Annotated in this window: 13 protein-coding genes and 1 other RNA gene; 10 read left to right on the top strand and 4 right to left on the bottom strand. The window is 71.8% G+C overall.

Annotated elements, in window-relative coordinates:
- Nucleotides 1-26: 26 nt before the first annotated feature.
- The gene (locus M2271_RS35000; RefSeq protein ID WP_280891464.1) at nucleotides 27-3,971 is read right to left on the bottom strand and encodes an FtsK/SpoIIIE domain-containing protein; all 3,945 of its coding nucleotides are present in this window, start codon (nucleotides 3,969-3,971) and stop codon (nucleotides 27-29) included.
- Nucleotides 3,972-4,383: 412 nt separating this feature from the next.
- Between M2271_RS35000 and M2271_RS34995 the strand changes: the two genes are divergently transcribed.
- From M2271_RS34995 to M2271_RS34980, 4 genes are all read left to right on the top strand, one after another.
- Entirely contained in the window at nucleotides 4,384-6,114 is a 1,731-nt protein-coding gene (locus M2271_RS34995) for a serine/threonine-protein kinase (RefSeq protein WP_280891463.1), read from the top strand.
- Nucleotides 6,115-6,249: 135 nt separating this feature from the next.
- Nucleotides 6,250-7,485 (top strand): serine/threonine-protein kinase, encoded by a 1,236-nt coding sequence (locus M2271_RS34990; protein ID WP_280891462.1) that lies wholly within the window; start codon nucleotides 6,250-6,252, stop codon nucleotides 7,483-7,485.
- An 84-nt stretch (nucleotides 7,486-7,569) separates the two neighbouring features.
- Nucleotides 7,570-8,676: a peptide chain release factor 2 gene (gene prfB, locus M2271_RS34985; protein ID WP_280891461.1), complete on the top strand. Its 1,107-nt coding sequence runs from the start codon at nucleotides 7,570-7,572 to the stop codon at nucleotides 8,674-8,676.
- A gap of 331 nt (nucleotides 8,677-9,007) precedes the next feature.
- Nucleotides 9,008-9,700, top strand: coding sequence for an LPXTG cell wall anchor domain-containing protein (locus tag M2271_RS34980; RefSeq protein ID WP_280891460.1), 693 nt, complete (start codon nucleotides 9,008-9,010; stop codon nucleotides 9,698-9,700).
- A gap of 136 nt (nucleotides 9,701-9,836) precedes the next feature.
- On the opposite strand, the gene M2271_RS34975 is transcribed toward M2271_RS34980, so the two are convergent.
- Nucleotides 9,837-10,031 (bottom strand): hypothetical protein, encoded by a 195-nt coding sequence (locus M2271_RS34975; RefSeq protein ID WP_280891459.1) that lies wholly within the window; start codon nucleotides 10,029-10,031, stop codon nucleotides 9,837-9,839.
- A 244-nt stretch (nucleotides 10,032-10,275) separates the two neighbouring features.
- Between M2271_RS34975 and ftsE the strand changes: the two genes are divergently transcribed.
- The 6 genes from ftsE to M2271_RS34945 all read left to right on the top strand — a co-directional run bounded on the left by ftsE (nucleotide 10,276) and on the right by M2271_RS34945 (nucleotide 15,327).
- Nucleotides 10,276-10,965 carry a cell division ATP-binding protein FtsE gene (gene ftsE, locus M2271_RS34970; RefSeq protein ID WP_280891458.1) on the top strand — a complete coding sequence of 230 codons (690 nt, stop codon included), beginning with the start codon at nucleotides 10,276-10,278 and terminating at the stop codon, nucleotides 10,963-10,965.
- A gap of 33 nt (nucleotides 10,966-10,998) precedes the next feature.
- Complete coding sequence (gene ftsX / locus M2271_RS34965; RefSeq protein ID WP_280891457.1) at nucleotides 10,999-11,916, top strand: permease-like cell division protein FtsX; 918 nt, start codon at nucleotides 10,999-11,001, stop codon at nucleotides 11,914-11,916.
- Between the two features lie 67 nt (nucleotides 11,917-11,983).
- Entirely contained in the window at nucleotides 11,984-13,156 is a 1,173-nt protein-coding gene (locus tag M2271_RS34960; protein WP_280891456.1) for a S41 family peptidase, read from the top strand.
- A gap of 79 nt (nucleotides 13,157-13,235) precedes the next feature.
- Nucleotides 13,236-13,778, top strand: coding sequence for an SsrA-binding protein SmpB (gene smpB, locus M2271_RS34955; protein ID WP_280891455.1), 543 nt, complete (start codon nucleotides 13,236-13,238; stop codon nucleotides 13,776-13,778).
- Nucleotides 13,779-13,904: 126 nt separating this feature from the next.
- Nucleotides 13,905-14,305: a transfer-messenger RNA gene (gene ssrA / locus M2271_RS34950) on the top strand.
- Nucleotides 14,306-14,562: 257 nt separating this feature from the next.
- Entirely contained in the window at nucleotides 14,563-15,327 is a 765-nt protein-coding gene (locus tag M2271_RS34945; protein ID WP_280891454.1) for an alpha/beta hydrolase, read from the top strand.
- 22 nt (nucleotides 15,328-15,349) lie between these two features.
- Here the strand turns inward: M2271_RS34945 and M2271_RS34940 are convergent, their stop codons facing one another.
- Entirely contained in the window at nucleotides 15,350-16,363 is a 1,014-nt protein-coding gene (locus tag M2271_RS34940) for a LacI family DNA-binding transcriptional regulator (RefSeq protein WP_280891453.1), read from the bottom strand.
- Nucleotides 16,363-18,675, bottom strand: coding sequence for an alpha-xylosidase (yicI, locus tag M2271_RS34935; protein WP_280891452.1), 2,313 nt, complete (start codon nucleotides 18,673-18,675; stop codon nucleotides 16,363-16,365). Before yicI ends, M2271_RS34940 begins: the two co-directional genes overlap by 1 nt.
- Nucleotide 18,676: the final 1 nt, after the last annotated feature.

Genomic DNA, 18,676 nt, shown 5'->3' with positions numbered 1-18,676 from the left:
GGGGCGACGGCGCTTCGGCAGATCGGTCACAGGAGCGACGGAACCGCCGTTGCCGAGACTTCTCTTGCCGCTCGCTCCAGGGCACTGGCCAGGAGGGCCAGGTCCGTCGGACCGTTGCCCAGTTCGCGGACGGGGCGGCGGGCCGGGGGGTCTCCCATGCGTTCCCACTCCAGGAGGGCGACCGTGGGGCGCAGGGTCGCCGTGCGGGGGATACGGCCCGTGACCCGGCCGGCCTGGAAGACGGTCGTCCGTCCGTCGGACCAGGTCAGGCGGCCACGCCCGGGTGCCGGTTCGTCCGGGCCGGAGGCCGGGGCGTCGAGGGTGACGTGCAGGGTGGCCCTTCTCGCCGGCTCGGACTGGGCCGTACGACCGTCGACGCCGGCCGCGGACACCAGGTGCACGCCGAGCCGTTCGCCCTCCCGGGCCACCGCCTCCAGCGCGCGTATCACCGACCCGGCCGCGGGCCTGCCCCGCGACCCCAGCGCCGGGGAGACCAGCAGGTCCAGGTCGTCGACGACGACCACGAGCCGAGGCAGGGGCGGGGCCACCTCCGGCCGACGACGAGCGGCCGCCGGGCGCAGCCGCAGGGTGGGATTGGGCACGCTGTCGAGGTCACCGTTGTGATCGTCGGAGGCGGAGGCGGAGGCGGAGGTGGGGTTGCGGTTGGGGGCCGGGTCGGGGTTTGTGGCGGTGCCGTTCTTGGCGCAGGTCCCGGGTGCGGCCTTCGTGTCCGTCCCGGCCGCGGTCGTGCCGCGGGCCGTCGGGGTGCGCTGAGTTATCAGGCGGCCCGACAACTCGCGGCCGGTGTGCCACTCGGCGAAGCCGGACCGACCGAGCAACTCCGCGCGCCGCTTCAGCTCGGCGCTCAGGGACTGCGCGAACTCCCGCATGCGCACGGGGTCGTTGGCGGTCAGATGGGTGGTGACATGCGGTACGTCCGTACAGACCCGCAGGCCTTCGCCGTGGCCGCCGCCGTCCGTGCCCACGCTGTCCCGGCCGTCGATGAGGACCATGCTCAGCCGGTCGGGGCGCTCGGCGGCGGCGAGAGAGGCGACCACCGCCCGCAGCAGCTCCGTACGTCCGCTGCCCGGCGGTCCCTCGATCAGCAGGTGCGGGCCCTCGGCCGCGAGGTCCGCGCAGATCGGGCCGCGTGGTCCGGCACCGAGCACCGCCCAGGCCCGTCCGCCGAGCGACTCCGTGTCGTCGGCCGCGTCCGCCCACCGCGTCATCAGGGACGCCGGGGTGGCCCGGGCCAGCCCCAACTCGTCCAGCAGCCGGGCCGTCCGGGGCAGCGGGGCCGACACTCTCGGGTGCCGCCCACCGGCGGTGCCCTCCGCCCGCAACGGCGCCAACGCCCGCGCGAACCGCTCGGCCCAGGCGAGCGAGACGGCGTCCACGGCGGCGACGGTGCCGGGGGGTATGGGGCCGTGTGTCGGGGGGTGGGTTCCCGGGGCGCCGACGACCGCGGGGTCGTGTCCTGCGAGGCCCGGGCCGTGTCCCGTGGGGCCGGGACCGTGTCCCGTGGGGCCGGGACCGTGTCCCGCGAGGCCGGGACCGGTGTCGGCGTGGGCGGCGGGTGCGTCTGCCGGCGTTCCTGTCCGAGAGCGGTCCGGTCCCGCGCCCGTCCGGGACGTGTCACGCCCGGCGCCGGCAGGCTCCGTCCCCGTCCGCGCCACCCGCATCAGCCGCAGGGCCGTGGCCACATCCCCGCTCAGCAGGGCGACGGCACCGCAGTCCCGGAACGCCGGGGCCGCCGCGCAGGCCGCCCCGTACGTCTCCGTCACCGGGGACGCGGGCGACGCGGGTGCCGTCTCGGCGAGGCACACGACGTGGATCCCGGCCCGGGGGCCTTCGAGCGCCAGCCGAGCCACCGCTTCCCGCACGGCGGCGCCGCCGGGATCGCCGTCCACGACGACCACGGTGTACGGGCCGGGGAAGCCGCCCGCCTCGCCGTTCGCGTCCGCCCCGGCGTCGTCCCGGGCCCAGGACGGGCGCCTGCCCGCCCCCGAGGCCGCGCCGGCGGTGAGCGCCGTCCGCGTTCCGGACCCCGCCTCCGCCAGGTGGTCCTCCAGGCGGCGGAGGAGTTCGTCGGTGCGGGCGGTGGCCTGTTCGCGGTCGTAGGCGAGGAGGAGGCGGCAGTCCTGGCCGTGTCCCGGGCGGGTATGGGGGAGCCAGCCCAGCCAGGACCACTCGGCGGTGCGCTCCTGTACGGGGCGGGAGCGGTCCGTGCTGATCAGGACGATTTCGAGGGTCTCGGGGGAGTGCAGCGCGGCGAGCTGGGCGACGACCGCGCGGGCCAGCCCCGCGAGCCGCGCGCGCGGACCCGCCAGCCCGAGCGCCCCGACCTCGCGCAGATCGGTGGTCACCGGCACCAGGGGCAGCAGCCCCGAGCCGTCGGGCGCCGCCCGGTCCGCCGTGCCCAACCGGACCGTGAGCGCCTCCGGGTGGCCGGGGCCGCGCTCCCACAGGCGCGGTCCGGGGCCCAGGGCGGTGAGCAGCAGGGCCGCCGGGTCCGGCCAGGTCTCGGGGGCCTGGGAGTGCGGGGCGAGGAGCTCGGGCTCCGCCGGGGGAGAGGCGGTGTCCTCGGCGTCGTCGTCGTACACCCCGCGCGCGGTCGGGTCCTGGTCGCCGCGTCCTCCGGTCAGCCGACGCGCCCAGGCCGAGAGGCCGCCGCGTCTGCGCAGGCCCTGCGGGACGTCGGTGCCCCGGAGAGGGGTTCCCTTGCGGCGGCCGGCTTCGGCGGCGGCCGCGGGGTCCGTGCCGTCGTCCGTCGTGCTGTACCCGTCGTCCGTCGTGCTGTACCCGTCGTCCCGGCCGTGTCCCTGGTCGTGTTCCCGCCCGTGTCCCCGGGTGGTTCCGTGGTCGTGGCCCGCGCGGATGCCGTAGGGATCCGCCCCGGGCGGCGACTCCACAGGGGGCTGTCCGAAGTCTCCGGAGACACCCCGGGGCGGGTGGTCGGCCCCGGACGCACCGCCGCGGGTCTGTCCGAGGTCTCCGGGTACCGAGGTGCCGTCCACGCCACCCACCCCGAACCGCCCGGCGTGGGTCGCGCCGCTGTCGCCGGGCCCCGCGCCGGAGCCGTCCCGCGGGACGGCGCTCGTCCGGCCGTACGGCCGCGCACCCCTGGCCCCGATGTGCGGGGCCCCGCCCTCGTCGGGTGCGACCGGCGGTGGTTCGACGGGGCCGTTGCCCTGGGCGCCCGAGGCGCGTGTCGAGGCCCTCCGGCCCGCCGAGCCGTACGCGTGATGAGTCCGGCCGGAGGGGGCGGGGCCGCCCTCGGACCCGGATCCCGGAGCCGGGTCGTCCCCCGTACCGTCGGCGGTCGGCACGCGCACGTGCCCCTCGCCGTCCGGAGCCGTCCGCACCCGGGCCCCCGGGCCGCCGGCCGGAGCCAGCCGCAGGGCCGACTCACCGAGCCGCAGCAGGGCGCCCGGGGCGAAGCGGACCGGGCGGGTACTCACGCGGGTGCCGTCCAGCGTGGTGCCGTTCGTGGAGTTGAGGTCGGCGACCGAGACCCGGCCGTCGGCGGCGACCGTCACCGCGCAGTGCAGCCGGGAAACGTCCGGATCGTCGAGCGGGACGTCGGCGTCGGCGGAGCGGCCGAGGTGGATCTGGCCGCCGTGCAGCAGATGGACCCCGCCCGCGTCCGGGCCGGCGATGACCTGGAGCTGGGTCGGGGCGTCGTCCAGCTCGGGGTGGGCCTCCGGCTCGCCCGGGGTGCCCAGGGACAGCACGGCGCCGTCGATCAGCGGGGGCTCGCCCAGGGTGCAGCGCTGGGCGTCGAGCCGCTCCCCGCCGGCGTACAACACGAGCGGGCTGTCGCCTGCGGAGACCGCCGAGGCGAGCGCCGACGCCACCGCGGCCAGGGCGGTGCCCGCGGGTGCCGTGACCAGCACATCGCAGCTCGCGGCGTGGCCCCGCGCCCGATCGGGCGGGCCCTGCGGGTCTACGACGGTCAGCCGGATCTGCATCGCCGTCAGCGGTCCCTTCCGCGCGGGCGCCCGCGACAGGGGTGAAGCTGCCCCGGCGGTCCCCCACCGCGGACTTCCCCCACCACCACGAGCACGTCGGCCAGTACGGAAGGCATCCTCGCACCTGTCACTGACAACGCGCCCGCCCCCCGGCACCAAATGATCTTGAATGGTCGGCTCTGCCCGCAAAAGTGCCCGACCGGTGCCCCAACGGGGGCCGCTTGAGATCGGTCACGTCCGAACCCGGCAACCAGCCGACCGGGCCGAGCGTCTTTCCTTCGAACAACTACGGCAAGCCGTACGTAAGAGGCGCAGACGGACGACAGGCTGCCGTCCTGCGGGGCGGCACTACAGTAGGTCGGAACACAGGCAAGCAGCTCGGGACACAGGCAAGCAGCAGGGAGCGCATGACGTGCGGCCGGTAGGCAGCAAGTACTTCCTCGAGGAGCCGCTGGGACGCGGTGCCACCGGGACCGTCTGGCGGGCACGCCAGCGCGAGGCCGCCGGTGCCGAGGCGGCCGTGCAGGGCCAGCCCGGGGAGACCGTCGCGATCAAGGTCCTCAAGGAGGAACTCGCGAACGACCCCGACATCGTGATGCGGTTCCTGCGGGAGCGCTCCGTCCTGCTCCGGCTGACCCACCCGAACATCGTGCGGGTGCGCGACCTGGTGGTCGAGGGTGATCTGCTCGCCCTGGTCATGGACCTCGTCGAGGGCCCGGACCTGCACCGCTACCTGCGCGAGAACGGCCCCTTCAGCCCCGTCGGCGCCGCGCTGCTGACCGCCCAGATCGCCGACGCGCTCGCCGCCAGTCACGCGGACGGCGTAGTCCACCGCGACCTGAAACCGGCCAACGTCCTGCTCCGGCAGTACGGCGACCAGCTGCACCCGTTGCTGACCGACTTCGGCATCGCCCGACTGGCCGACTCGCCCGGACTGACCCGCACCCACGAGTTCGTCGGCACGCCCGCGTACATAGCGCCCGAGTCCGCCGAGGGTCGCCCGCAGACCTCCGCCGTCGACATCTACGGTGCCGGCATCCTGCTGTACGAGCTGGTCACCGGTCGTCCGCCGTTCGCCGGTGACACGGCACTCGAAGTCCTGTACCAGCACCTGAACGCCGAACCGCGCCGCCCCTCCACGGTCCCCGGCCCGCTGTGGACGGTCATCGAGCGCTGTCTGCGCAAGAACCCGGACGAACGGCCGAGCGCCGAGAGCCTCGCCCGCGGCCTGCGCACCGTCGCCGAGGGCATCGGCGTGCACGCGAACTCCGCGCAGATCGCCGCGGCCGAGGGCGTCGGCGCACTGCTGGCGCCCGATCCGACCCCGGCGGCCGTCCCGGGGGCGCCCGGCGCCGCCGACCCGACGCAGGTGCTGCAGCACGGCGCGGGTGCGTACGACCCCGCCGCCGCGACCAGCGTCCTGCCGCACACCGGCGGCCCCGTGGGCGCCGCCGACCCCACCGCCGTCCTCCCCAACCGGGGCGCGGCGGACCCGACCGCCGTCATGCCGCCGTTGCCGCCGGGGCAGCCGGGGCAGCAGCCAGGGCAGCCCGGGCAGTCCGGTGGACCCGAGGATCCGCACCCCTGGCAGAACCAGCTGCGCGCCGCCCGTGACCGCAACGAGCAGACGCAGGTCCAGTACCTCGATCCGAACGAGGACCCGCTGCGCCGCCGCCCCCAGCGGCAGGTCGCCCGGCCGCAGCAGCGGCCCCCTCAGCAACAGCCCCAGCAGCAGCCTCAGCAGCGGCCTCCGCAGGCCGGCTACGGGCAGCCCGCGCAACCCGGCTACGGCCAGCCGCAGCAGCAGCCCCAGCAGTACGCCCCGCAGCAGCAGCCCCGGCAGCAGCCGCAGCCGCAGCGGTACGCGCCGCCGCCGGAGCGGCAGGAGCCGCGGCGGGCCCCGCGCGAGCCGCGCGAGCCGCGGCAGCGCAGCGCCAACCGGATGAGGATCCCGGGCCTGGGCTGCCTCAAGGGCTGCCTGTTCACGATCATCATCCTGTTCGTCGCGAGCTGGCTGGTCTGGGAGTTCAGCCCGCTCCAGGACTGGATCGGGACGGGCAAGGGCTACTGGGCGCAGCTCGGTGACTGGTTCGGCAAGGTGACCGGATTCATCGATGATCTCAGCGGGGGCTCCTCCAACTAGGACTCTCCGGTAGGACTCTCCCGGCGGTGAGCTTCGGGATTTGTCGACACCTGGCGGGTGATTTCCGTCTCCGCGGTGAAGGTTGGCTCTTCCGGCGCGTAGTTTTAGCGACAACACGCGTCTGTAGGAGCAGCCTTGGCACGGAAGATCGGCAGCCGGTACACCGCCCACCAGATCCTCGGGCGGGGCAGCGCCGGCACGGTGTGGCTGGGTGAGGGACCGGACGGGCCCGTCGCCGTCAAGCTGCTGCGCGAGGACCTCGCGTCCGACCAGGAGCTCGTCGGACGCTTCGTGCAGGAGCGCACGGCGCTGCTCGGCCTGGAGCACCCGAACGTGGTCTCGGTACGGGACCTCGTGGTGGACGGCAACGACCTCGCGCTGGTCATGGACCTGGTCCGGGGCACGGACCTGCGCACCCGGCTCGACCGGGACAAGCGGCTCTCGCCCGAGGCGGCGGTCGCCATCGTGGCGGACGTGGCGGACGCACTGGCGGCCGCGCACGCGGCCGGGGTCGTGCACCGGGACGTCAAGCCGGAGAACGTGCTGCTCGACATGCAGGGGCCGCTCGGTCCGGGGGGCTCCCATCCGGCGCTGCTGACCGACTTCGGGGTGGCCAAGCTGATCGATTCGCCGAAGCGGACCCGGGCGACGAAGATCATCGGGACACCGGACTACCTGGCGCCGGAGATCGTGGAGGGCCTGCCGCCGCGGGCCTCGGTGGACATCTACGCGCTCACGACCGTCCTGTACGAGCTTCTCGCGGGCTTCACACCGTTCGGCGGGGGCCACCCGGGCGCGGTACTGCGCCGCCATGTCACCGAGACGGTCGTCCCGCTGCCCGGCATCCCGGACGAGCTCTGGCAGCTGATGGTGCAGTGCCTGGCCAAGGCACCGGCCTCGCGGCTGCGGGCCTCCGAGCTGGGGGGCCGACTGCGGGAGCTGCTGCCGATGCTGGCCGGGATGCCTCCCCTGGACGTGGACGAGCCGGACACGGAACCGGAGGAGGAGCCCCGCGAGGCCACCCCCGAGGAACCGGTGTCCTCGGCGCGGGTACGGCGGGGCGCCGTGCCGCTGGTACCGGGTGCGAAGCCGGCCGACTCCAACCGGGACACGCATACGTCGATGAGGGTGCCGGCGCCGGACGAGCTGGCCGGGGGTGCGCGGGGCACCGCCCGGGCACCGCGTGCGGCGGGCGCGGCCCGACCGGGCTCCGCGCGGCACCGGGCGACCACACGGCGCCGACGCCTGGTGCTGGGCGCCGCCGCGCTGGTCCTGGTCGCGGCGGCCGGTGTCGGAACCTGGGCGGCGACTTCGGACGGCGACCCCGGCGCCCCCCAGGACGGCCGCAACTCGTCCCCGGCGTCCCCCTGAGGTACCAGGGGCTCCGGCCCCCGGACCCATCCCCCTCGACCGCACCGGCGCCCCCTGCTGGGTGTAGACGTTAGGCTGGGAGGCGTGTCAGTCGTCGATGTATCCGAAGAGCTCAAGTCCCTCTCCTCGACCATGGAGTCGATCGAGGCCGTTCTGGACCTCGACAAACTGAGGGCAGACATCGCCGTGCTCGAGGAGCAGGCGGCCGCGCCGTCCCTGTGGGACAACCCGGACGAGGCGCAGAAGATCACCAGCAAGCTCTCCCACCTCCAGGCCGAGGTCAGGAAGACGGAGGCGCTGCGCGGGCGGATCGACGATCTCGCCGTGCTGTTCGAGATGGCCGAGGAGGAGGACGACCCGGACACCCGTGCCGAGGCCGACTCCGAGCTCATCGCCGTCAAGAAGGCGCTGGACGAGATGGAGGTCCGGACGCTGCTCAGCGGGGAGTATGACTCCCGCGAGGCCCTCGTGAACATCCGCGCCGAGGCCGGTGGCGTCGACGCCGCCGACTTCGCCGAGAAGCTCCAGCGCATGTACCTGCGCTGGGCGGAGCGGCACGGCTACAAGACCGAGGTCTACGAGACGTCGTACGCCGAAGAGGCCGGCATCAAGTCGACCACCTTCGCCGTGCAGGTGCCGTACGCCTACGGGACGCTCTCCGTGGAGCAGGGCACGCACCGCCTCGTGCGTATCTCGCCCTTCGACAACCAGGGGCGCCGGCAGACCTCCTTCGCGGGCGTCGAGATCCTCCCCGTGGTCGAGCAGACCGACCACATCGAGATCGACGAGTCCGAGCTGCGCGTGGACGTGTACCGCTCGTCCGGACCCGGCGGCCAGGGCGTCAACACCACCGACTCCGCGGTGCGTCTGACCCACCTCCCCACCGGCATCGTCGTCTCCTGCCAGAACGAGCGGTCGCAGATCCAGAACAAGGCGAGCGCGATGAACGTCCTCCAGGCCAAGCTCCTCGATCGGCGCCGCCAGGAGGAGCAGGCCAAGATGGACGCGCTCAAGGGCGATGGCGGCAACTCCTGGGGCAACCAGATGCGTTCGTACGTTGTGCACCCGTACCAGATGGTCAAGGACCTGCGCACCGACTTCGAAGTCGGCAACCCGGAGGCCGTGTTCAACGGCGAGATCGACGGATTCCTCGAGGCCGGGATTCGCTGGCGCAAGCAGGGGGAGAAGTAACAGGAGGCGTGCACAGCGCTTTGTCGACAAGGCAACTGTCGCCCGACCGGCGACAGTTGCCTTTCGTCTGCCCTTCGCGTGCCCGGTTCCGCGCCTGATGTCGGGGTTTTACATCACACTCACAGGCTTCAATATCCGGCATAGATCCCGCAGGTGGACATTGCGCGCGCAACGGCCTTGACGTTCCTTTGGAAAATGGGAAAGGTGAGGCGCGGCATGCGTATCTCTGGGGCGCATGTGAACCGGGGGATTGAGTACAGCTACCTCCTCCGTCGATCACGGCCCCCGAGCGCCGCCTCACTGATGATGAGCTACTGGGGGTAGCAACCATATGACGAAGAAGACGCGGATCCGTGTCGCGCGGATCGCGGCCGGTGCCGTGATAGCGGCCGGCGCCTCACTGACCGCCACCGGTGCGGCGTCCGCCGCCGAAGCGGACGACTGCATCCTGGGCATCCTGTGCGCCGACGAGTCGCCCGTCCCGTCGCCGCCGGTTCCCACCGACATCCCCACCGACATTCCCACGGACGTCCCGACGGACATCCCCACGGACGTCCCGACGCTCGACCCCACCGACCCGACCGACCCCACCGAGGAGCCGACGGAGCCCACCGAGGGCCCGACGGACGACCCGACCGCCGCGCCGACCAACCCGGGCAACGGCAACGGGAACGGCGGCCAGGGCAACGGTAACGGCGGCCAGGGCAACGGTAACGGCAACGGCAACGGCCAGGGGAACGGCAACGGCAACGGTGCCGCCGGTGGCAACCAGGCCGACCCCAACGGCGGTTCCGGCACCTCCGCCCAGGAGGAGGGCACCTCGGCCCTCACCGACACCGGTACGGACACCACGACCGGCACTGCCCCCCAGGCTCAGGCCCAGGGCAGCGGTGAGGAGCTCGCCGAAACCGGTGCCGCGCAGACCACCTTCCTGCTGCTCGGTGCCGCCACGATGATCGCCGGCGGCGTCGGCTTCCGCGTCCTGCCGCGCCTCATGGGCGGCCGGGGCGGCGCGGCTGCCTGAGGGTAGCCGTCCGCGTACGCACCGTACGCACGTCATACGGCGAGGGGCTCGGAGCGCGATGCGCTCCGAGCCCCTCGTACGTCTTCTGACTGCTGGTCTTCCACCCGCGTCGTTGATCGCGCCCCGCGACCGCGTCCTACGCGGTCTGGTGCGCCAGCAGCGCGACTGCCGCGATCAGCACCGTCAGCAAGGCGATCAGTGTCATGGGGGTCAGGCCCGCGAAAGGGTTCTCCTGCTGCTGCAGCCGCTCGCGGCTCGCGCGGCACACGCGGCACCGACCTTCGCTCACGGGTCCCGCGCAGTTCGCGCACACCAGCCGGTCGTACGTCATGCGCTCGCCCTCCTTGCACCGGTTCCACATGCACAACGCCTGAGGGAACCCGAACGTTCCCCCTCCACTCTGCCAGGTTCCGTGGAATTCAGCGCGGGGTCCTGTGGGACCGGGGCAGGGTCCTACGGGGCCAAGGCGGGCACAAAACGCGCAACTGTCACACAACCCCGACCGGTGCCTGCGCCGGGCCGCCCGGTTCGCGTATGGTCACGCTCATCTACCCCCGGCGACCCGTGGTGCATCCGTGATCCGATTCGACAACGTATCCAAGATCTACCCCAAGCAGACCCACCCCGCACTCAGGGATGTCTCCCTGGAAGTGGAGAAGGGCGAGTTCGTGTTCCTCGTGGGGTCCTCCGGCTCCGGCAAGTCCACCTTCCTGCGCCTGGTCCTCCGCGAGGAGCGGTGCAGCCACGGTCAGGTGCACGTTCTGGGCAAGGACCTCGCGCGCCTGACCAACTGGAAGGTGCCGCAGATGCGGCGCCAGCTGGGGACGGTGTTCCAGGACTTCCGGCTCCTGCCGAACAAGACGGTCGCGGAGAACGTGGCCTTCGCGCAGGAGGTCATCGGCAAGTCGAAGGGCGAGATCCGCAAGTCCGTGCCGCAGGTGCTCGACCTGGTCGGGCTCGGCGGCAAGGAGGACCGCAGACCCGGTGAGCTGTCCGGTGGTGAGCAGCAGCGCGTGGCGATCGCGCGTGCCTTCGTCAACCGGCCCAAGCTGCTCATCGCGGACGAGCCGACCGGCAACCTCGACCCGCAGACCTCCGTCGGCATCATGAAGCTGCTCGACCGGATCAACCGGACCGGCACGACCGTCGTGATGGCCACGCACGACCAGAACATCGTGGACCAGATGCGTAAGCGCGTCATCGAGCTGGAGAAGGGCCGCCTCGTCCGAGACCAGACACGCGGCGTCTACGGCTACCAGCACTGACCGCCAGTCCACGGAAAGGCCCAACCAGACGCCATGCGCGCCCAGTTCGTTCTGTCGGAGATCGGTGTGGGTCTCCGCCGCAATCTGACGATGACCTTCGCCGTCATCGTGTCCGTCGCCCTGTCGCTCGCCCTGTTCGGCGGGTCGCTCCTGATGAGCGACCAGGTCGGCACGATGAAGGGCTACTGGTACGACAAGGTCAACGTCTCGGTCTTCCTCTGCAACAAGGGTGACGCCGAGTCGGACCCGAACTGCGCCAAGGGCGCGGTCACCGACGAGCAGAAGAAGCAGATCAAGTCCGACCTGGACAAGATGTCGGTCGTCCAGGTGGTGACGTACGAGTCGCAGGACGCTGCGTACAAGCACTACAAGGAGCAGTTCGGCGACTCCCCGCTGGCCGCCTCCCTCACGCCGGACCAGATGCAGGAGTCGTACCGCATCAAACTGAAGGACCCGGAGAAGTACCAGGTCATCGCGACCGCCTTCGACGGGCGGGACGGGGTGCAGTCGGTGCAGGACCAGAAGGGGATCCTGGACAACCTCTTCGGGCTCCTCAACGGCATGAACTGGGCGGCGCGGGCGATTATGGCGCTGATGCTCGTCGTGGCGCTGATGCTGATCGTCAACACCGTGCGGGTCTCGGCGTTCAGTCGACGGCGCGAGACCGGGATCATGCGCCTGGTCGGCGCGTCGGGTTTCTACATCCAGGCGCCCTTCATCGCGGAGGCCGCGGTCGCCGGACTGATCGGCGGCACGGTCGCGTGCGGGTTCCTGGTGGTCGCCAGGTACTTCCTCATCGACCACGGCCTGGCCCTGTCGGAGAAGCTGAACCTGATCAACTTCATCGGCTGGGACGCCGTTCTGACGAAACTGCCGCTCATTCTGGCGACAAGTCTGCTGATGCCCGCGCTGGCCGCGTTCTTCGCGCTGCGCAAGTACCTGAAGGTGTGACGCATACCAAAAGGGTCGTACGGTCAACCGACCGTGCGACCCTTCGCGTTGTCCTAGACTCACCCGCATGTCTGGCCGACACCTGTTTTGTCAGCCCCGCCGCTTCGGCCGCGGGGCGGGCCTGACATTGGTCTTCGCGAGCGTGCTCGTCGCCGGAGCCGCGACCGGTTCCTTCCCGGACGCTGGTGACGGAGACCGGAAACCCGCCTCCGAGCCGACCCTGTCAGCCGCCTCCGCGAGCCGTCACGAGGATGTGGCGAAGGCCGCCGAGAAGGCCATGGCCGACGGCACGTCCCCCATGGAGGCCGCCGAACGCGCGGTCAGCCGCAGCGGGGACCGCTGGGCCGCCGTCTACTCCGAGGGCGAGTTCGAGGAGTTCGAGGAGGCCCTCGACGGCCAGTACACCGGCGTCGGCCTGTGGGCGCGAAGCGAGCGGGACGGCCGTATCGAGGTGACCAGGGTGGCCTCCGGGTCGCCCGCGGCCGTCGCCGGGATCCAGCGGGGCGACCGGCTGCGCAGCGTCGACGGGAAGAAGGTCGACGGGCGTCCCGTCACCGAGGTGGTCTCCTCGCTGCGCGGTGACGCCACGGCCGCGGCCGCCGGAACGACTGTCCGCGTCGGTCTGGAACGCGGCCCGCGCGCGTGGAGCCTCACCCTGCGCCGGGCCCGCCTGTCCACCGACGACGTGACCGTGCGCACGCTCGCCGGCGGCGTCACCGTCATCAGGGTCGCCGCCTTCACCAAGGGCGTGGGCGACACCGTGCGCACCGCCGTACGGCAGGCCCCGGCCGGTGCCGGCGTCATCCTCGACCTGCGCGGCAACTCCGGCGGACTGGTCACCGAGGCCGTCACCACCGCCTCCGCCTTCCTCGACGGCGGCCTGGTCGCCACATACGACGTCGCGGGCGACCAGCGAGCCCTGCACGCCGAGACCGGCGGCGACACCACCAGACCGCTGGTCGCGCTCGTCGACGGCGGCACGATGAGCGCCGCCGAGCTGCTCACCGGCGCCCTGCAGGACCGCGGCCGCGCGGTCGTGGTGGGCTCCCGCACCTTCGGCAAGGGCTCGGTCCAGATGCCGAGCCGGCTGCCCGACGGCTCGGTCGCGGAGCTGACCGTCGGCCACTACCGCACCCCCGTCGGCCGCGGCGTCGACGGTCGCGGCATCACCCCCGACCTGGACGCGGAGCGGAACGTCCTGGAGCGGGCCGGGACGGTGCTCAGCGGGCTCGGACGGTAGGCCCCCGCCGTGCCGGGCCCGCCCTCGCGGTAATGCGTTTCCCGTTCACCCCCTCCGTGGTGCGAAAATGGGCGGCACTATGAGCAAGGGAATGTACGTACCGAAGGAGTCCCAGTCCAAGCAGGCAGGGGGGACCGCGAAGGCCAAGGACGGCAAGCGCAAGATCGTCGCGCAGAACAAGAAGGCGCGGCACGACTACGCGATCATCGACACGTTCGAGGCCGGGCTCGTCCTGACCGGCACCGAGGTGAAGTCGCTGCGCCAGGGGCGCGCCTCGCTGACCGACGGCTTCGTCCAGATCGACGGGAACGAGGCGTGGCTGCACAACGCCCACATCCCCGAGTACAGCCAGGGCACCTGGACCAACCACACCGTGCGCCGCAAGCGCAAGCTGCTTCTGCACCGCGAGGAGATCGACAAGCTGGAGTCCAAGTCGCAGGAGACGGGTCACACGATCGTGCCCCTCGCCCTGTACTTCAAGGACGGCCGGGCCAAGGCCGAGATCGCCCTCGCGCGCGGCAAGAAGGAATACGACAAGCGGCAGACCCTGCGTGAGAAGCAGGACCGGCGGGAGTCGGACCGTGTGATCGCGGCGGCGAAGCGGAAGGAGCGGGGCGCGTAGTCGGCCCGCCGGCCGGCCCCGGGGGGAATGCGCTGGCATCGACCTGCCTTGGTCACGTACGATGGCATCTGCACCTCACAGCGGGTGCGCGTCCCTCCCGAGGGGCACAGCTTGAAAAATCAACATGGGGATGATCGGTTTCGACAGCGGCTGTCGAAGCAGGGGAAGCGTGTCGAGGAAGCGGCCATGATCTCGTAAACCACAGGCCGAAAAAAATAATCGCCACTCTCAAGAGCGATTCTCCCAAGCAGCACTTCGCCCTCGCCGCCTGATCAGGTAGCGAAGCGAGTGCTCCTTACTTAAGGGAGTGTCAGCCCGGGCTCGTTCCCGACCCGGATCCTGGCATCAGCTAGGGGACTAAACCTTGATCCCGGTCACGGGGTGAAGAGGGAAATCAAACAGTGACTGAGCCCGTCGGCGACTTGTTCGCGTGATCGCCGGGGCTGAGAAAATCACAGCGAACTGCACACGGAGAAGCCCTGATTCCGCACCGTTGGACGCGGGTTCGATTCCCGCCATCTCCACCACCTGCCTCCGGGCGGGTACCCCATGTGGGCACAGGCCCCGTCGCTTTCGAGCGGCGGGGCCTGTGTCATGTCCGGGGTTCGGGTCAGCCGCGGCGGTGGATCCGGGCAGGTCCGGAACGTCGTCCTCCTCGCCACCGAGGACCAGCGAGCGCTCTGACCGGGGAGGCTCGCCGGGGTGAGGGGGCCGCCCTGTGAGCGAGGCGGGCGGCGGTGAAATTCATGGGTGCTTCGATCACTCGCCGCCTAGGGTCTGTCGCATGACTCTTGCTTACGATGCAACCGGAGACGGTCCCGCGCTGGTACTGCTGCACTCCGCGGTAGGTGACCGAAGGATGTGGGATCCGCAGTGGCAGGCCCTGGTCGATGCCGGATACCGGGTGGTGCGTTGCGACTTCCGGGGCTTCGGCCGGAGTCCGTTGCCGGATCGGCGCCACAACGATGCAGAGGATGTACTGGGCCTGCTGGACGTGCTCGGCATCGAGCAGGCGGCGCTGATCGCCTCCTCGTACGGCGGACGTGTCGCCCTGGAGATCGCCGCGCGCCGTCCGGACCGGGTATCCGCCATGGCGCTGTTGTGCGCCGGGCTGCCAGGGCATGAACCCACCGATGAGCTGCGTGCGTTCGGCGAGCGGGAGGACGCGCTGCTCGAGGCGGGCGACATCGTGGGGGCCGTGGAACTGAACGTGGACACCTGGCTGGGGCCGGACGCCGAGGAGGCGGTCCGGGAGGAGGTGCGCGGGATGCAGCGACATGCTTTCGAGGTGCAACTGGCCGCCCCCGAGGGGGCCGGGCGGATCGAGGTGGAGATCGACCTGTCAGCGATCAAGGCACCCTGTCTCGCGATTTCGGGGGGCCGCGACCTGGCCGCTTTTCGGCAGATCGCGGCCCGACTGCCGGGCCTGCTCGCCGACACCCGGCACCTCGAACTGCCCTGGGCCGGCCATCTCCCCAGTCTGGAGCGGCCTGCCGCTGTGACGGACCTGCTGACCGGCTTCCTGCGCGAGGTGGTACCCGCCGGCTGAGCGCGATGGCAGGGTGTCCCGGTCAGGACACCTGACGCCGCGCCGTACTCGCCCGTTCCGTCAGCCGGGGCGCCAGCAGCGTCGACTCCGGTACGTCCGGGTCGCCGCCCAGTTTCCGCATCAGCAGCTCCACCGCCCGTGTGCCCACTTCCGCCGACGGCAGAGCGACCGAGGTGACGGGCACGCGGGCGGATCCCGCGAGCTCGTCGGGGCAGATCGCCGTGACCGACAGGTCGCCGGGGACGCGTAGGCCCAGCTGCTCGAAGGCGTCGATCAGGGGTTCCAGCAAGGGCTCGTTGTGGACGACCACGCCCGTCAACGCGGGCTGCTCGCGCAGGAGTCGCCCGGCGGCCCGGCGGGCGGCGCCCGGGCCCGCCTCGCAGGGGTGGACCGAGGAGGCGAGCCCGTGCCGGTCGGCGGCGGCGGTGAAGCCCTCGACCACGCGCTGGGCGAACGCGGTCTGCCGGACGTACACCTCCGGTGGTGAGCCGACGAGCGCCACCACCCGGTGTCCCAGTCCCGCCAGATGCTCCACGCACGCCTCACCGGCTGCCTTGAAGTCGAGGTCGATGCAGGTCAGACCCTCGGAGGAAGCCGGGAAGCCGATCATCACGGACGGCCGCTCCAGCACCCGCAGCAGCGGCAGCCGGGGGTCGTGCAGTTGGACGTCCATCAGGATCAGCGCGTCCACGAGTGCCGTGTCCGCGACCCGGCGCAGGCCCTCCTCGCCCTCCTCCTGGGTCAGGAGCAGCACGTCGTGGTCGTAGCGGCGGGCCGTCGTCACGACCGACACCGCGAACTGCATGATCACCGGGACGTGGATGCCGGTCCGCAGGGGCACCACCAGCGCCAGCACGTTCGACTTGCTGCTGGCCAGCGCCCGGGCGCCCGCGTGCGGCCGGTAGCCCAGCTCGCGGATGGCCGCCTCCACCCGGCGCTTGGTCTCGTCGGAGATGGGGCGTTTGCCGCTGAGGGCGTAGGAGACCGTGCTGGGGGAGACCCCGGCGTGCCGGGCCACGTCCGTGATCTTCGCCATCAGGCCCACTCCACGGTGAGGAACCCGGTCCCGGCGGGCGCCCGCACCTCACGCTCGCCCACGGCCAGCCCCCAGGGCGCGACCGGATCACTGCAGGACGCACGCACCAGGTCGCCCTCGCGTACGACGGTGAAGGCCACGTCCCCGACCCGCACCGCCACCTGCTGCCCCCGCTCCAGACCGTACGCCCGCAGGGTGACCCCGTCGGCATGGTCGTAGTCGGGCCGGTCGGCCACCGCGCCGACCGGGATCACGGCCCCGGGGCGCACGAGGAGCGGCACGCTGGAGAACCCGTGGTTCTCCCGCACCCAGCGCGGCCCGGTCACCGTCCCCCCGGTCACCGTCTCCCCGGTCACCGTCTCCCCGGTCACCGTCCCCCCGGTCACGAAGTGGGTCCACGTGCCCTCGGGGACGTAGTACGAGACATCGCCGTCATCGCTGAACACCGGCGCGACCAGCAGATCGGGGCCGAGCATGTACTGCCGTTCCAGGTGCGCGCACCCGGGGTCGTCGGGGAACTCCAGCACCATCGCCCGCATCACCGGCACGCCCTCGGTGTGGGCGGTGCGCGCGGCCTCGTACAGGTACGGCATGAGCCGCAGTTTCAGCCGGGTGAAGTGGCGCAGCACGTCCACCGACTCCTCGTCGAACAGCCACGGCACCCGGTAGGTGGAGCTGCCGTGGAGGCGGCTGTGGGAGGAGAGGAGGCCGAAGGCCAGCCAGCGCTTGAACAGCGACGGTGTCGGGGTGCCCTCGAAGCCGCCGATGTCGTGGCTCCAGAAGCCGAAGCCGGAGAGCCCGAGGGAGAGCCCGCCGCGCAGGGACTCGGCCATGGACTCGTAGGTCGCCTCGCAGTCGCCGCCCCAGTGGACCGGGAACTGCTGGCTCCCGGCGGTGGCCGAGCGGGCGAAGACGACCGCCTCCTCCTCGCCCCGGTGCTTGCGCAGCACGTCGAAGACCGTGCGGTTGTAGAGGTACGTGTAGTAGTTGTGCATCCGCTCCGGGTCGGAGCCGTCGGACCAGGCCACATCGAGGGGCACCCGCTCGCCGAAGTCGGTCTTGAAGCAGTCGACGCCCTGCGCGAGCAGCCCCTCCAGCTTGGACGCGTACCACTCGCGGGCCGCCGCACTGGTGAAGTCCACGATCGCCATGCCCGGCTGCCAGAGGTCCCACTGCCAGACGCTCCCGTCCGGCCGCTTCAGTAGATGCCCGAGTTCCTTGCCCTCCGCGAACAGCGCGGAGCGCTGGGCGATGTACGGGTTGATCCACACGCTGACCCGCAGGCCCCGCTCCTTGAGCCGGGCCAGCATGCCCTCCGGGTCCGGGAAGACCCGCGGGTCCCACCGGAAGTCGCACCAGTTGTGCTCGCGCATCCAGAAACAGTCGAAGTGGAAGACGGAGAGCGGGAGTCCACGTTCCCGCATGCCCTCGATGAAGGAGGTCACGGTCTCCTCGTCGTACGACGTCGTGAAGGACGTCGACAGCCACAGGCCGAAGGACCAGGCGGGCGGGAGGGCCGGACGGCCGGTGAGGGCGGTGTACTTGCGGAGGATGTCCTTCGGGGTGGGGCCGTGGATGACGTAGTACGTCAGCTCCTGTGTCTCCGCGCTGAACTGCACCCGGGACACCGCCTCCGAGCCGACCTCGAAGGAGACCTTGCCGGGATGGTCGACGAAGACGCCGTAGCCGGCGTCGGTCAGGTACAGCGGCACGTTCTTGTAGGCCTGTTCGGTGGTCGTGCCGCCGTCGGCGTTCCAGATGTCGACCACCTGCCCGTTCTTCACCAGCGGGCCGAAGCGTTCGCCGAGGCCGTAGACGGACGTGCCGACCCCGAGGCCCAACTGCTCGCGCAGATAGTGACCGCCGGACGCGTCCCGCATGATGCCCATGCTCTTGGGACCGCTGCTGGTCAGGACCCGGCCGTGGGCGAGGAAGTCGACCTGCCAGGGGCCGGAGCGGGCGAACCGGACCGAGAGGGAACCGGAGGTCAGGGTCGCGTGCTCGTCGTCGTACGACGTCTGCGAGGTGAACTCCTGCTTGGCCAGCTCGAATTCGGGGGTCTCGGGGCGCTCTCCCCGGAAGTGGGTGAAGGTGACGCCGATGACGTCGGGCAGGGGGGAGTGCGCGCTGATCGTCAGGACCGGTCCCTTCAGCAGGTCGCCGCGGCTGCGGATGGGGCGGGAGGGCGCGTGGATCTCCAGGGTGCCTCCCCCGGAGGGGGTGCCCCCAGCCGCCGTGACGTCGAGGACCTCGGCGGGGTGGTCCGTCGTGACGCCCTCACGCAGCAGCCAGTAGCCGTCCGTGAACTTCATG

It is taken from the genome of Streptomyces sp. LBL (assembly GCF_029893585.1).
Lineage (GTDB): Bacteria > Actinomycetota > Actinomycetes > Streptomycetales > Streptomycetaceae > Streptomyces.
This window is presented reverse-complemented; position numbering and strand designations above follow the sequence as displayed.